General features: G+C 70.6%; 14 protein-coding genes. 8 read left to right on the forward strand and 6 right to left on the reverse strand.

Going from position 1 to position 11,799, the window contains the following annotated elements:
• Positions 1-18: 18 nt before the first annotated feature.
• The 3 genes from ACYQ77_RS19250 to ACYQ77_RS19260 all read left to right on the forward strand — a co-directional run bounded on the left by ACYQ77_RS19250 (position 19) and on the right by ACYQ77_RS19260 (position 2,566).
• Positions 19-1,197, forward strand: a complete 1,179-nt coding sequence (locus ACYQ77_RS19250) for an endonuclease/exonuclease/phosphatase family protein (protein WP_459713188.1) — start codon at positions 19-21, stop codon at positions 1,195-1,197.
• Positions 1,198-1,345: 148 nt separating this feature from the next.
• Positions 1,346-1,999 carry an RNA polymerase sigma factor ShbA gene (shbA, locus tag ACYQ77_RS19255; protein WP_459713190.1) on the forward strand — a complete coding sequence of 218 codons (654 nt, stop codon included), beginning with the start codon at positions 1,346-1,348 and terminating at the stop codon, positions 1,997-1,999.
• A gap of 252 nt (positions 2,000-2,251) precedes the next feature.
• On the forward strand, positions 2,252-2,566 hold the full coding sequence (locus ACYQ77_RS19260) for an ArsR/SmtB family transcription factor (protein WP_459713192.1): 315 nt from the start codon (positions 2,252-2,254) through the stop codon (positions 2,564-2,566).
• On the opposite strand, the gene ACYQ77_RS19265 is transcribed toward ACYQ77_RS19260, so the two are convergent.
• Positions 2,563-2,757 (reverse strand): hypothetical protein, encoded by a 195-nt coding sequence (locus ACYQ77_RS19265; protein WP_459713194.1) that lies wholly within the window; start codon positions 2,755-2,757, stop codon positions 2,563-2,565. The two genes, ACYQ77_RS19260 and ACYQ77_RS19265, sit on opposite strands and share 4 nt — an antisense overlap.
• A gap of 187 nt (positions 2,758-2,944) precedes the next feature.
• On the opposite strand from ACYQ77_RS19265, the gene ACYQ77_RS19270 reads away from it, so the two are divergent.
• Positions 2,945-4,666, forward strand: a complete 1,722-nt coding sequence (locus tag ACYQ77_RS19270) for a sensor histidine kinase (RefSeq protein ID WP_459713195.1) — start codon at positions 2,945-2,947, stop codon at positions 4,664-4,666.
• On the forward strand, positions 4,663-5,322 hold the full coding sequence (locus tag ACYQ77_RS19275; protein WP_396106574.1) for a response regulator: 660 nt from the start codon (positions 4,663-4,665) through the stop codon (positions 5,320-5,322). The genes ACYQ77_RS19270 and ACYQ77_RS19275 overlap by 4 nt, the downstream gene beginning before the upstream one ends.
• On the opposite strand, the gene ACYQ77_RS19280 is transcribed toward ACYQ77_RS19275, so the two are convergent.
• Positions 5,319-5,738 carry a DUF4232 domain-containing protein gene (locus ACYQ77_RS19280; RefSeq protein WP_459713196.1) on the reverse strand — a complete coding sequence of 140 codons (420 nt, stop codon included), beginning with the start codon at positions 5,736-5,738 and terminating at the stop codon, positions 5,319-5,321. The two genes, ACYQ77_RS19275 and ACYQ77_RS19280, sit on opposite strands and share 4 nt — an antisense overlap.
• 37 nt (positions 5,739-5,775) lie before the next feature.
• On the opposite strand from ACYQ77_RS19280, the gene ACYQ77_RS19285 reads away from it, so the two are divergent.
• Positions 5,776-6,033 carry a hypothetical protein gene (locus ACYQ77_RS19285; protein ID WP_459713198.1) on the forward strand — a complete coding sequence of 86 codons (258 nt, stop codon included), beginning with the start codon at positions 5,776-5,778 and terminating at the stop codon, positions 6,031-6,033.
• A gap of 725 nt (positions 6,034-6,758) precedes the next feature.
• Here ACYQ77_RS19285 and ACYQ77_RS19290 read toward each other — a convergent pair.
• Positions 6,759-7,199 carry a hypothetical protein gene (locus ACYQ77_RS19290; RefSeq protein ID WP_459713200.1) on the reverse strand — a complete coding sequence of 147 codons (441 nt, stop codon included), beginning with the start codon at positions 7,197-7,199 and terminating at the stop codon, positions 6,759-6,761.
• Between the two features lie 256 nt (positions 7,200-7,455).
• Between ACYQ77_RS19290 and ACYQ77_RS19295 the strand changes: the two genes are divergently transcribed.
• Complete coding sequence (locus ACYQ77_RS19295; RefSeq protein ID WP_459713202.1) at positions 7,456-8,253, forward strand: arylamine N-acetyltransferase family protein; 798 nt, start codon at positions 7,456-7,458, stop codon at positions 8,251-8,253.
• On the opposite strand, the gene ACYQ77_RS19300 is transcribed toward ACYQ77_RS19295, so the two are convergent.
• From ACYQ77_RS19300 to pheA, 3 genes are all read right to left on the reverse strand, one after another.
• Positions 8,207-9,007: an ABC transporter permease gene (locus ACYQ77_RS19300; RefSeq protein ID WP_459713204.1), complete on the reverse strand. Its 801-nt coding sequence runs from the start codon at positions 9,005-9,007 to the stop codon at positions 8,207-8,209. The genes ACYQ77_RS19295 and ACYQ77_RS19300 overlap by 47 nt on opposite strands.
• Positions 9,004-9,957, reverse strand: coding sequence for an ATP-binding cassette domain-containing protein (locus ACYQ77_RS19305; RefSeq protein ID WP_459713206.1), 954 nt, complete (start codon positions 9,955-9,957; stop codon positions 9,004-9,006). The genes ACYQ77_RS19300 and ACYQ77_RS19305 overlap by 4 nt, the downstream gene beginning before the upstream one ends.
• Positions 9,958-10,054: 97 nt before the next feature.
• On the reverse strand, positions 10,055-10,975 hold the full coding sequence (gene pheA, locus ACYQ77_RS19310) for a prephenate dehydratase (protein WP_459713207.1): 921 nt from the start codon (positions 10,973-10,975) through the stop codon (positions 10,055-10,057).
• Between the two features lie 122 nt (positions 10,976-11,097).
• On the opposite strand from pheA, the gene ACYQ77_RS19315 reads away from it, so the two are divergent.
• On the forward strand, positions 11,098-11,718 hold the full coding sequence (locus ACYQ77_RS19315) for a macro domain-containing protein (RefSeq protein ID WP_459713209.1): 621 nt from the start codon (positions 11,098-11,100) through the stop codon (positions 11,716-11,718).
• The last annotated feature ends 81 nt before the right edge of the window (positions 11,719-11,799 follow it).

Here is an 11,799-nt window from a genome sequence, read left to right on the forward strand (position 1 = left end):
GGCGTGTCAGGGTGGCCCATGCGTCTTCTGCTCTTACCCGTGGTGGCACTCGCCGCAGGCGTGCTCGCCGCCCCCAGTGCCCAGGCGACGGGCGCCGAGACCGTCCGTTTCGCCACGTTCAACGCCTCGCTCAACCGCGGCGCGGCCGGTCAGCTGGTCACCGACCTGTCGACGCCGGACAACGCGCAGGCCCGCGAGGTCGCCGAGGTCGTCCAGCGCAACCGGCCGGACGTCCTGCTGATCAACGAGTTCGACTACGCGCCGGCCGCCGTCGACCTGTTCCGCGACAACTACCTGGAGCGCGGCCAGAACGGCGCCCGGCCCATCGACTACCCGTACGCGTTCATCGCGCCGTCCAACACCGGGGTGCTGACCGGCTTCGACCTGGACCGCAACGGCAGCACGAACACCGGCAACGACGCCCACGGCTTCGGCCTGTTCGAGGGCCAGTACGGGATGCTGGTGCTGTCGAAGTACCCGATCGACAAGGCGAACGTGCGGACCTTCCAGCACTTCCTGTGGCAGGACATGCCGAACGCGATGCTGCCGGACGACCCGGCGACCCCGGCGCCGAAGGACTGGTACTCCCCCGAGGTCCTCGACGTGCTGCGCCTGTCGTCGAAGTCGCACTGGGACGTGCCGGTGAGGGTCGGCCGCGAGACCGTGCACTTCCTGGTCGCCCACCCGACGCCGCCCACGTTCGACGGCCCCGAGGACCGCAACGGCACCCGCAACCACGACGAGATCCGCTTCTGGGCGGACTATGTGACGCCCGGCAAGGGCCGCTACATCTACGACGACCAGGGTCGCCGGGGCGGGCTGAACCCGAGCCAGAAGTTCGTGGTCGCGGGCGACCAGAACTCCGACCCGCTCGACGGGGACAGCGTGCCGGGCGCGATCCAGCAGCTGCTGAACGCACGGAGAGTGATCGACCCGCTCCCCGGCAGTGCGGGTGCGGTGCTCGCCGCGCAGACCCAGGGCGGGGCGAACCTGACCCACCGGTCGGACCCGTACTACGACACCGCGGACTTCAACGACAACGCGCCCGGGAACCTCCGCGCCGACTACGTGCTGCCGTCGCGGGGGCTGTGGCCGGTGCGCTCGGCGGTCTACTGGCCGACCGACGAGCTGTCCCGTCTCAACGACGCCTCGGACCACCACCTCGTGCGCGTGGACGTGCTCGTCAGCAGGCGGTAACCGCAGGCACACGTCCCGTACGGGCACGCTGCCCAATGGGGCAACGCTTTGGTTCTCCGGGGATTTCATTTCGCTGCCGACGTATTTGTGCCGCCCGTTCGTGCTCTCTTGAGTGAACACAACAGCCGGGGGGCACAGGAGGCACGCGATGTTGTGCACGGCAGAGCCAGACGTTGATCTCTCCCAGCTCGAGGCCGAGCTGGCGGGCGTGACCGCGCCGCCGGTGACCGCCCCGGCGTGGTCACGCCCGGTAACCAGGGGGAACCTGGACGACGTGGCCGCCGCCGCGTCCGCGGGGGACACCGCGGCGATGGCCGAGTTGCTCGCCTACCTGCGACCCATCATGGTGCGGTACTGCCGCACCAAGCTGGGCCGGGTACGCCCGATCAGCTCCGCGGACGACGTGGCGCAGGAGGTGTGCATCGCGGTCTTCCGCGCCCTGCCGACCTACCGGCACCTCGGCCGCCCGTTCCTCTCGTTCGTGTTCGGGGTCGCCGCGCACAAGGTCGCCGACGTGCACCGCGCCGCCGCGCGGGACCGGTCGCTGCCGACCGCGGAGACCCCGGACACCGTGCTCGTCGACGAGAGCCCGGAACAGATCGCGCTGCGCCGCGAGCTTGTCGAGCAGACGGGAGACCTGCTCCGCACGCTCTTGCCGCGCCAGCGGGAGATCATCGTGATGCGGGTCGTGATGGGCATGTCCGCGCAGGAGACCGCGGACGCCGTCGGCACGACCCCCGACGCGGTCCGCGTCGCACAGCACCGGGCGCTCAACCGTCTGCGCAAGACGGTCACCCGGTAGATGACTTCGGTGGTGCGGGCGGCTGCAGGGGGCTGCCCGCACCACCGAAGCGGTGTCACGGGCGCCGGGATGGTGATGAGCACGCCACGCATGCCGTTCGCGAACCGCGTGTTGTCGACGGCCACGTCCGCGCCGCCCGACGGGTGGAACTCCGCGCGGCCCGATCCCACCTTCGGCCGAGGTTCTCGACGTACTCGGAGCGCGGGTAGTGTCTTCGTTAAGTGTCGAAGAGAACTGAGAGGTCGTTCAGGAATGCCGATCGGGCGGTGGGCGCCGGTTCCGCACCCGGACGTCGAGTCCGTCGAGGTCGACGAGGTGCTGAAGGCGCTGGCCGACCCGACGCGGCGGCAGATCGTCCGCCTGCTCATGACCGAGGGCGACCGCCCCTGCGGCACGTTCGGCCTGCCGGTCGCCGCCTCGACGCTCAGCCACCACTTCCGGACCCTGCGGAACGCGGGCATCCTCCGCCAGTACGACGACGGCAGGCAGCGCATGAACACGCTGCGCCTGGACGAGCTGGACCAGCGTTTCCCCGGGCTCGTCCGCACTGTCCTGGACGTGGGTTAGGCCACCGGCTGGGGGACCCGCTGCGCCGCGTGTGCCTCGGCCTTGCGCGCGGCCGCCTTGCGCGCCTTCCGGTTGTGCCGCCGCTCGTACCACCACGAGTCGACCTCCACGATGACCGGGCCGAGCGCCATCACGAGCAGCAGCGTGACCGCCAGTACCGCCCCGACCCAGACCAGAACCGCCTGCAGCATGTCTTCCTCCTCCGGTGAACCTGCTGGTCACAGCTTCTCCCCGGAGACCCTGCCCGCGGATCGGTCGAACAGTCGCGGCCCACCGGCCGACCGGTCACCGCCTCGGCGCCGCCCACTGGCCGATCGGCCGACCTCCGCCCGCCGTCCGGCCGAGGCGGGAACCGTGCCGCTGCCTTACGTTGACCGCATGACACCGCAACCGGTGCCGCATCGCTGGCTGGCCACATTGCTGGGCGTCGCCCTGCTGCTCGACTTCATCATGATCGCCACCGGCTACTCGGCCGGCGTCCGGTCGCTGTTGGCGCTGCCCGGCGCGGCGATCTTCGCCGCGTGCGCGTGGTTCGGGGTGACCCGGCCTGCGAGCGCGTCGATCGTCGGGGCGCTCACGCTGACCATCTCGTCGCTGATGATGCGGGGCTTCGGCGTGAACCCGCCGTCGGTCGCGCTGTCCAACATCATGCTGACCGAGCTGATCGCCGGGGTCGTGCTGGTCGTGCTGGTGGTGTGGCGGACGGCGCCGGTGGTCGCGTTCGCGTGCACGACGGCGCTGGTGGTGTCGTGCCTGGCGTCGATCGTCCTGCGGGAGCCGTACTGCGCGGACTACTTCTGCGGCGGCTATTCGTCCGGGCTCATCGACTTCGTGTCACCCACCGACGTGCTGCAGTCGCTGTTCCTCGGGTTCCTGCTGCTGGTCGCCGCCGTCGGCACCGGCCTGTACCTGCGGCGGACCGCCCGGCAGCGGGTCGTGACCGAGATGGGCGAGCTGATCCGCAAGCAGTGGCCGCTCGGCGCGGCGCTCAGCGTGCTCGCGTTGCTTGAGCTGTCCCAGAACGGCTTCTACGGCCTGATCCCGTTGGCCGGCGCGGTCGGCGCGGGCGTGTGCGCGTTCTTCGGGCCGAAGTACCCGCTGCGGAACACGTGGCTCGCGGCGGGCATCGTGCTGTCGAGCGGTCTGATCTCGGTGATGTACGGGCGCGGCGTCGGCACGGTGGTGTCGTTCACGAGCCTGGCCGCGAGCATGGCGCTGGTCGCGTACGTGGTCCGGTTCGCGCAGCCGAAGCAGGCGGCGGGGGCGACCGCGGGCCTGGCGACGGCGAACGCACTGGCGATGGCCATGTGGAACCCGCGCACCATCACGGACACCAACTTCTCGTTCATCCTGCTGTTCCTGCTGCTCGTGTCGATCGCGGCGGGCATGTACTTCCGCGCGCGGGACCGGGAGCGGAACCAGACGGTGCAGGCCGCGGTGACGTCGGCGCAGCAGGGTGAGCGGATGGCGCTGGCACGCGAGCTGCACGACGTGGTCGCGCACCACGTCACCGGCATCGTCGTGCAGGCGCAGGCCGCGCTGATGGTCGCCGAGAAGAACCCGGCGGTCGCGGTGCCCGCGCTGGAGAAGATCGAACGCAGCGGCACCGAGGCGCTGACGGCGATGCGCACGCTGGTCGGCAGCCTCCGCGACGGCACGGCCGCGTGGACCGCGGGCAACACCGACATGGCCGAGCAGGCGACGACGGACCTCGCGGGCGACCTGGCCGGTCTCGCCGAGAACTTCGCCGGCCCGCCGGTGGAGCTGGAACTGAACCTGCCGGACGAGCTGCCGCACGAGGTCGGCCGGTCGGTGCTGCGGCTGGTGCAGGAGTCGCTGACGAACGTCGGCAAGCACGCCCCGGACGCGAGCGCCGTGCACGTGCTGGTGGCACAGACCCCCAGCGACACCCTCCACATCCGGGTGACGGACGACGGCACGAAGCGCCCGGTGAACCCCGCGGGCGGGTCGGGCGGCTACGGTCTGGTCGGCATGCGTGAGCGGGTGGAGCTGCTCGGGGGCCGGTTCGACGCGGGGCCGAGCGGTTACGTCGGCTGGAGCGTCGAGGCGTGGCTGCCGCTGCGGAAAGAGGGAATGTGATCCGGGTACTGATCGCGGACGATCAGGAGATGGTGCGCGCGGGTTTCCGCATGATCCTGGAAACCCAGGACGACATCGAGGTCGTGGCCGACGTCGCCGACGGGGTGTCGGCGGTGCGGCGCGCACGGGAGCTGCGGCCGGACGTGTGCCTGCTGGACATCCGCATGCCGGGCATGGACGGCCTCGAGGTGACGAAGGCGCTGGCGGGCCCGGGCGTCGCGGACCCGCTGAAGGTCGTGGTGGTCACGACGTTCGACCTGGACGAGTACGTGCACACCGCGTTGTCCAACGGCGCCAACGGTTTCCTGTTGAAGGACGCGGGCCCGGCGCTGCTGCTGGAAGCGGTCCGAGCAGCCGACCGCGGCGACGCACTGGTGTCCCCGCAGATCACCGTGCGCCTGTTGAAGCACTTCTCGACGGCGAACGCGACGGCCCCCAGGGAAACGACGACGGAGCCGCTGACCGAACGGGAACTGGACGTGGTGAAGGCCGCGGCCCGCGGCCTCACGAACACGGAGATCGGGACGGAGCTGTACCTGTCCCTGTCGACGGTCAAAACGCACCTCGCCGCGGTGCAGGCCAAGATCGGGGCCCGCAACCGCGTCGAGGTGGCCGCGTGGGCGTGGCGCACCGGCCTGATGGCCGACGAGGGCTAGGCGCCGCCCACACCCGCCTTGACCGTGGCGACGGTCAACTGGTTGCCGGGCGGGTTGCCCGCGCAGCCGGTGCCCGGACTGGGCACGAACATGGAGTCGTACTCGTGCGGCGGGTAGACCCGCAGCCCGCGCACGTCGGTCGGCTTGCACACGGCGGGGTCGAAGTTGCGGACCTGCACGAACCCGACGTCAGCGGAGGCGCTGGCCCCCGGCTTCAACGTGATGGCGGGCCCCTTCTTGCCGACCCGGTAGGCGGCGGGTCCGACCTGATGCCCATCGTCCCCCGCGACGTACGAGACACCGGGGAACCCCTGGATCGTGCAGGTGCGGCTGCCCTTGTTGGTGAACACGAGGCTGCGGTAGACGGTGCCGGCGGCCGCGTCCCCGTCGCGAAGGCTCAGCTTGAGGTCCGCCACTTTGCATTCCGCGCTGTTGGTGACCCCACCCTGCCCGGTGGACGTGGGCGGCTGCCCGGCCTGCGCGGTGCTCGTAGGACTGGATTCGGTGGTCGGCGAGGACTCCGCCGGCTGGGAGGTCGAACTGTCGGTGATCGTCGGCACGTTCGGTTCCCCCGAACCGGCCGACCCACCACCGCTGTTGCAGGCCGCCAGCAGCAGTACCGCACCGCTGATGATTACGCCTGCGCTGATCCTGGTTCGCAGCATGGTCATCGCCTCCACCTGGCCCCGACACCACTGGACGCTCTTCTGACTTCTACAAGGAAAGACGCTCGGCCGCCCCCTGGGTTGCTTCCCACCAGAACTACCCCTCGGTGGGTAACAACAAACAACAAGTCGTCACACAGCGTGAAAGTCCCCCGCCTTCGCGTACACAAGCGGCGCGGCGGACCCCTCGGTTGACGGCATCCTGAAAGGCGCGTTCAACACGCCAGAGACCGGGCGCTCCGCGCCCGGCCCGCGAAGCGGGCTTCGCCCGCCCAAGCCGAGCGCAGCTCACCAAGGGGGCTGCTGCCTGCCATCCCGTCGACCTGGCGAAGCCCGATCACACCGGGTCAAGGGGTCCGGAAGCACGACCCAACCCCATACCCAAGCCACCCGGACCCCTTGACGCGGTGTGATAGCCCTCCGGAAGGTCGACGGGATGGCAGGCAGACCCCGGAAACCAGTCCTTGCCAAACCAACCCCGTGCAAGACCCGCTGCCATCCCGGAGACCAGCCCGTCCGGCGAGGACCCCCCGGAGGGAACCCCGCGCAAGGCCAACCACCAAACCCGGGAACACAGACCGCCACAACGGCACTGACCTGCGAAAACGCCCCCGCCCAGTACGTACGGACAGCCCCCACCACTCCCGGGGGCACCCCGCTGTCCAGTCTACCGGTGACCACCGACAGGGGGACGGAAGTCGATCTTGCCTGTGGACAATCACCCCACCTGTGGACAACCCGCCCCCCGCCGAAACGGAACCGGGAGTCCGGTCACCGGATACGCGCGTCGCGAGTACGTGAACTCGCATGCGTGGTCAGCGCTCGAATGATCTTGTCGCGCTTGCGGCGGGTGTCGGTGTACGAGCGCGGTCGTTGGATGATCGCCGCGTCGGTCAGGGCGTAGCGGGTCCACACCTTGGCGACGCTGCGGCCGGTGCGGTCCGGCAGCTCGGAGATCGATACGTGGATGACGTTGCGGGCGTGGATGTGCTTCGTGCGCAGGCCGTTGTCGGTGAACTCGACCTCCCACAGCACGCCCCTGGCCGCGGTCGCGGCGGTCAGCAGGGCCCGGGAGCGGCCGCATGCCAGTTCCAGGGAGAAATCCCGGTCCAGCTCGCGGGTGCGCCGCTTCCCCGCCACGAACCTCGTGACGAAAACCAGAACGAGTACGCACCCCAGCGCGATCAGAAACGTGTTCATGATGCCCTGCACCTCCTGCCAGCATGCCGTCCAACCCCAGGGACAACGGCATGGCGCTACGGCAGGTCGACCCGGCAGCGCCGACGGGTCATCAGGTCATCCGGAGCACCTCTCACCGTTTCCCGGTTGTTACGAATCCATCCCTCGGTCCGACAATATCCATTAGCGCCGAGCATCAGGGATCCGTCAAGTATTTCGGTGAAACTGGTCAGTTGGAGGAAAGTTTTCTGCTTGACCTCGACCTAGGTGGAGCGGTCACTGTGTACTCATGGACGTCGACACCGCTGACCGCTACCTCGCCAGGATCGGCGCACGGCGGCCCGCCGCGCCGGACGCCGCCGCACTGAGGGAACTGCACCGGCGGCACGTCGAGGCCGTGCCGTTCGAGAACCTGTCGATCGTGCTCGGCGAGCCGGTCAGCCTCGACGAGGACGCGCTCGTCGACAAGATCGTCCGCGGGCGGCGGGGCGGGTTCTGCTACGAGCTCAACGGGGCGTTCGCCGCGCTGCTGACCGCGCTCGGGTACGACGTGCGCCTGCTCGGCGCGTCCGTGTTCGGCGATGACGGCACGCTCACGCCCGCCTTCGACCACCTCGCGCTGCTCGTCGAGCTGGACGAGCGGTACCTCGTCGACGTCGGGTTCGGCGCGCACGCGGTCTACCCGCTGCGCCTCGACTGGCCGGAGGCGCAGGAGGACCCCGCCGGTTCGTTCCTCGTCCTCGACGCACCCGGCGGCGACGTCGACGTGCGCCAGGACGGCGTCCCCCAGTACCGCGCCGAACTGCGGCCGCGCCGGATCACCGACTTCGCCCGCCTCGCGTGGTGGCACGCGAACTCGCCCGGCTCACACTTCCGCTCCGGGCCCCGGTGCTCACGTGCCACCGAGTCGGGGCGCGTCACCATCCGCGGCGACCGTCTCATCGAGACCGTCCACGGTGTACGGACGGAGACCACGCTCGCCGAGGACGAACTCCTCGCGGCGTACGAGAAACACTTCGGCTTCCAGTTGCCGCGCGTGCCTACTTGCTCGCCACCCTCCGGTACTTCGCGACCGACAGCGGGATGAACACGGCCAGGATCACGACCGACGACAGCAGCGCGTAGAGCACCGCGTTGTCTGCGGGCCAGCCCGGCGGCGGCACCATGTTCGGCGGCGCCTGGTTGCCGAACAGGTCGCGCACCGACTGGATCACCGCCGTGAACGGGTTCCACTCCGCGATCACCCGCAACGGCCCCGGCATCGTGCCCGCGCCGACGAACGCCGACGAGATGAACGACAGCGGGAACAGCCACATCAGGCCCGCGCTCTGCGCCACCTCGACACTCGGCGCCGACAACCCGATCAGCGCGCCGATCCACGACATCGCGAACCCGAACAGCAGCAGCACCAGGTACGCCAGCACCGCGTCGAGGAAGCTGCCGCGGATCCGCCAGCCCACCAGCAGCCCGCACAGCGACATGATCAGCAGCGCCAGCGACGACACCACCAGATCGGACGTCGTCCTGCCCAGCAGCACCGCGAGCCGGGACATGGGTAACGACCGGAACCGGTCGATGATGCCCTTCTGCAGGTCGTTGCACAGGCCGATCACGGTGAACGCCGAGTTGAACGAGATGGTCTGCACGAAGATGCCCGCGATCAGGAACTCGCGGTACTGCGCGCCGCCGAGCGCGCCCCCGAACACGTACGCGAACAGCAGCACGAACATGATCGGCTGCACGACCGCGGCCATCAGCCACTCGGTGTTGCGGCGGACGTTCAGCAGGTTGCGCCACGCGACGATGCCGCCGTCGCGCAGGCCTTGCGTCAGGACAGTCATGGCTCCTCCGTCGCGTGGCCGGTGAGCGACAGGAACACGTCGTCGAGCGTCGGCCGGTGCAGGGCGACGTCGAGCACGGTCACGCCCTCGACGTCCAGCCGCCGCAGGGCCTCCACCAGCGACTTCGGTCCCGCGTCGACCAGCACCTGCACGCGCCTGCCGTGCTCGTCGACGACCGGTTCGGCCGAGCCGACCTCGGTCAGCACCCGCTTGGCGACCGCCACCTCGGCGTCGTCGGCGACCACGACGTCCAGCCGTTCGCCGCCGACCTCCGCCTTGAGCTGGTCGGCGGTGCCGCTCGCGATGACCTTGCCGTGGTCGATCACGAGGATCGTGTCGGCCAGCTGGTCGGCTTCCTCCAGGTACTGCGTGGTCAGGAGCACGGTCGTGCCGTCGGACACCAGCTCGCCGATGACCTCCCACGTGTCCAGCCGCCCGCGCGGGTCGAGGCCCGTGGTCGGCTCGTCGAGCAGCACGACCTGCGGGGCGGCCACGAGCGCCCCCGCGAGGTCGAGGCGCCTTCGCATGCCGCCCGAGTACGTCTTCGCGGGCCGGGCCGCCGCGTCGGTCAGCCGGAACCGGCTGATCAGCTCGTCGGCGCGGGCGCGGGCGTCCGCCTTGTTCATGCCGTAGAGCCGGCCGACCATGTACAGGTTCTCGAAGCCGGTCAGGTTCTCGTCGACGGCCGCGTACTGGCCGGACAGCCCGATCGACTTGCGCACCTTGTTCGGTTCGGCCAGCACGTCGTGCCCCGCCACCCAGGCACGGCCGGAGTCGGGGCGCAACAGGGTGGTGAGGATCCGTACGGCCGTTGTCTTGCCCGCGCCGTTCGGGCCGAGCAGGCCCAGCACGGTGCCGGTCGGTATCTCCAGGTCGATACCGTCGAGCGCGCGGGTGGACCCGAAGGTCTTCACCAGCGCTTCCGCCCGGACGGCGGCGTCGGTCGGCATGCGCCTCCCCCATTCGTCGTGTGACGGGGCGCACTGTAGACCGGAGCACCGACAATTTCGCCCGGTTTATGGGCGACGAGGGGCTCTGCGGGGACGTCTAGCCGGTGCGGCCCTCGCGCACCCCGGTGACCCAGCTCGCGGCGGCCGCGTAGTCGGCGTCGGTGTTGTCCGCGCCCGCCAGCGTCGGCGTGCCGTCGGCCTTCGGGTAGGAGCCGAGGAAGCGGACCTCGTGGCAGCGGCGGTGCAGCGCGGCGAGCGCGTCGGCGACCCGCTGCTCCGCGACGTGCCCGTCGAAGTCCAGGTAGAAGCGGTACTCGCCGAGGCGGCCCTTCATGGGGCGGGACTCGATGCGGCTGAGGTTGATGCCGCGCAGCGCCAGCTCGGTGAGCATCTCGGCGAGCACGCCGGTGCGCTGGTAGGCGGCGACGGCGACGATCGACGTGCGGTCCGAGCCGGTCGGGGCGGGCAGCACGCCGGGGCGCTGCAGCACGAGGAAGCGGGTGACCGCGTCGTCGACGTCCGCGATGCCCGTCTCGAGCATGTCGAGGTCGTAGTGGTCGGCGGCGACGGGCGCGGTGATGGCGGCGTCGCACTGGCCGTCCAGCACGCCGACCGCCGCGGCCGCCGTGGAGGTGGACGCGAGCTGCGTGGCGTGGCTGAGGTGCTTCGCGAGCCAGCCCTGGACCTGCGCGAGGGCGTGCGGGTGGCTGGCGACGGACCGGATGTCGCCGAGGTCCGTGCCGGGCCGGGCGAGCAGGGAGAACTTGACGGGAAGCACGACCTCGGCGATCGCCACCAGCGGCTCGTCGACGGCGAGCGCGTCCATGGTGGCGGACACCGCGCCCTCGACGGAGTTCTCCACCGGCACGCACGCGAGGTCGGCGTGGCCGTGCCGGACCGCGGCGAGCGCCTCCGGCACGGTCGCCTCCGGCACGAGCGTGTGGTCCGGGCGGTTCGCCGCCAGCGCGGCCTGCTCGGAGAAGGTCCCCTGCGGTCCGAAGTACGCGATGCTCGGCACGAAACCCACCCTAGCCCCGCTGCTCTGCGTTGCTGGCATGCCCGATCGGGTGCACGGAGACTTAACCTGCCAGGGGGACTGAGTTCGCGGTTGGCGGTTACGCCCGGTGCCTCCGAAGTGCCATGCTGAAACCCGTGACCGCCGCTGAAAAGGCTTCGCAAGCGGGGACCGGGACAGGGGAACCGCTTCGCCTCGTCCTGTGCGCCGTCGACGACGCCCTGGCAGCGGCGTGGGAGGCGGCGGCGGACGGTCGGCGCGAGGTGTACACGCACCGCGGCTCGACGCTCGACGTGCCCGCGGACGCGGTGGTGAGCCCGGCTAACTCGTACGGGTGGATGCGCGGCGGTATCGACTCGGTGTACACGCACGCGTTCCCGGCGATCGAACAGCACGTGCGCAGCGCCGTGCTCGCCTACCACGGCGGGGAGCTGCCGGTGGGCCAGGCGGTGATCGTGCCGACCGACGTGGCCGCGCCCGCGTGGCTGATCAGCGCGCCGACGATGCGGGAGCCGGGCGAGCGCCTGCCGCAGGACACCGTGCACCCGTACCTCGCGGCGCGCGCGGTGTTCCGGATGTGGCGCGACGGCAGGCTGGACGACGACCGGCCGGTGCGGTCGGTGGTGTCGACCATCGCCATGCCGGGCCTGGGCACCGGGATCGGCGGCGTGCCGCCCGAGGTGTGCGCCCGCCAGGTGATGGCCGCGTGGGACGAGGTGCTCGCCCCGCGCGGACCGGATCGGTGACGAACCGCGATCCTCTTCGGCCCGGCCTCGTGTGGGTGATCCGTGAGCCGGGGACTTGACTCGTCGCGCTGCCCGCCCTCG

The organism is Actinophytocola sp. KF-1, from assembly GCF_054661535.1.

Bases quoted from the DNA above. Each gene is read 5' to 3' on its own strand.
- ACYQ77_RS19250 (WP_459713188.1), top strand. From the start codon at position 19: ATGCGTCTTCTGCTCTTACCCGTGGTGGCACTCGCCGCAGGCGTGCTC.
- shbA (WP_459713190.1), top strand. From the start codon at position 1,346: ATGTTGTGCACGGCAGAGCCAGACGTTGATCTCTCCCAGCTCGAGGCC.
- ACYQ77_RS19260 (WP_459713192.1), top strand. From the start codon at position 2,252: ATGCCGATCGGGCGGTGGGCGCCGGTTCCGCACCCGGACGTCGAGTCC.
- ACYQ77_RS19265 (WP_459713194.1), bottom strand. From the start codon at position 2,757: ATGCTGCAGGCGGTTCTGGTCTGGGTCGGGGCGGTACTGGCGGTCACG.
- ACYQ77_RS19270 (WP_459713195.1), top strand. From the start codon at position 2,945: ATGACACCGCAACCGGTGCCGCATCGCTGGCTGGCCACATTGCTGGGC.
- ACYQ77_RS19295 (WP_459713202.1), top strand. From the start codon at position 7,456: ATGGACGTCGACACCGCTGACCGCTACCTCGCCAGGATCGGCGCACGG.
- ACYQ77_RS19300 (WP_459713204.1), bottom strand. From the start codon at position 9,007: ATGACTGTCCTGACGCAAGGCCTGCGCGACGGCGGCATCGTCGCGTGG.
- ACYQ77_RS19305 (WP_459713206.1), bottom strand. From the start codon at position 9,957: ATGCCGACCGACGCCGCCGTCCGGGCGGAAGCGCTGGTGAAGACCTTC.
- ACYQ77_RS19315 (WP_459713209.1), top strand. From the start codon at position 11,098: ATGCTGAAACCCGTGACCGCCGCTGAAAAGGCTTCGCAAGCGGGGACC.